Genomic DNA, 1234 nt, shown 5'->3' with positions numbered 1-1234 from the left:
TGATCTGATCCCTGAAAACTGGACCGTTCAGAATTGGAGTTTTCCGCTGTAGTTTCCCGGCTGGGAGAGGAGCGGAGACGATGAAGGCATCGAAGTTTTCGGACGCACAGAAGGCGTTCATTCTAAAGCAGGGAGCGGACGGCATTCCGGTGGCGGAGATCTGCCGCCGCGCGGGGATCAGCCAAGCAACCTACTTCAACTGGAAAAAGAAATATGACGGGCTGCTGCCGACGGAGATGAAGCGACTGAAGCAGCTGGAGGATGAGAACGGCAAGCTGAGGAAGCTGGTCGCCGACCTGTCGCTGGACAAGGAGATGCTGCAGGACGTGATCCGCCGAAAACTGTGAGGCCTGGTCGCAAACGCGAGCTGGTGGCGGACACCTGTACTGAGTGGAACGTGTCGATCCGGCGAGCCTGCCGGGTTCTGGAGTTCGACACCTCGACCTATCACTACAAGTCCCGTCGCTGCGATCAGGCCGGCATCGAAGCTCGGATCAAAGACATCTGTGCCACGCGGGTTCGTTATGGCTACCGGCGTGTGCACGTGATGCTCACGCGCGAGGGCTGGGACATCAACATGAAGCGGACCTATCGGATTTACAGGGATTTAGGGCTTCAACTGAGGAACAAGACACCGAAAAGGCGGGTGAAGGCGAAGCTACGAGACGATCGCCAGCCGGCCGTCGAGCCCAACGACGTGTGGGCGATGGACTTCGTTCACGACCAACTCGCGACGGGCAAGAAAATCCGTGTCCTGACGGTCGTCGATACGTTCTCGCGCTACGTGCCGGTGCTCGACCCGCGCTTCAGTTACCGAGCAGAGGACGTGGTCAGGACGCTGGAACAAGTCTGCCCGCGGATCGGCTATCCGAAGACGATCAGGGTCGATCAGGGCACGGAGTTCGTCTCCCGCGACCTCGATCTGTGGGCCTACACCAAGGGCGTCACGCTCGACTTCTCGCGACCGGGAAAGCCAACGGACAACGCTTACATCGAAGCTTTCAACGGCCGCTTCAGGGCGGAGTGCCTGAATGCCCACTGGTTCCTGACGCTTGCCGACGCGGCCAAAAAGTTGGAGGATTGGCGCAGATACTACAACGAGGTGCGCCCACATGGCGCAATCGGACACAAGGTCCCGATCTCGTTGATTAATCCCGATGGCGCCACCAGCCCGCCATCGGGATATAGCCGGGAAACTCCACCTTCCGGCGGTCCAAAGAATGGTATCGGATCA

General features: G+C 59.2%; 1 protein-coding gene. It reads left to right on the top strand.

What is annotated here, in order from left to right:
• Positions 1-80 precede the first annotated feature (80 nt).
• Positions 81-1234, top strand: a protein-coding gene (locus tag G6N74_RS30410; RefSeq protein ID WP_246246087.1) for an IS3 family transposase whose coding sequence is annotated in 2 segments (ribosomal slippage) — positions 81-342 and positions 342-1234 — 1155 coding nt annotated over the 2 segments. Because the reading frame shifts where the segments join, the coding sequence is not laid out codon by codon here. This gene is flagged as partial in the annotation.

The organism is Mesorhizobium zhangyense (assembly GCF_011045115.1).
Classification (GTDB): Bacteria; Pseudomonadota; Alphaproteobacteria; order Rhizobiales; family Rhizobiaceae; genus Mesorhizobium_M; species Mesorhizobium_M zhangyense.
This window is presented reverse-complemented; position numbering and strand designations above follow the sequence as displayed.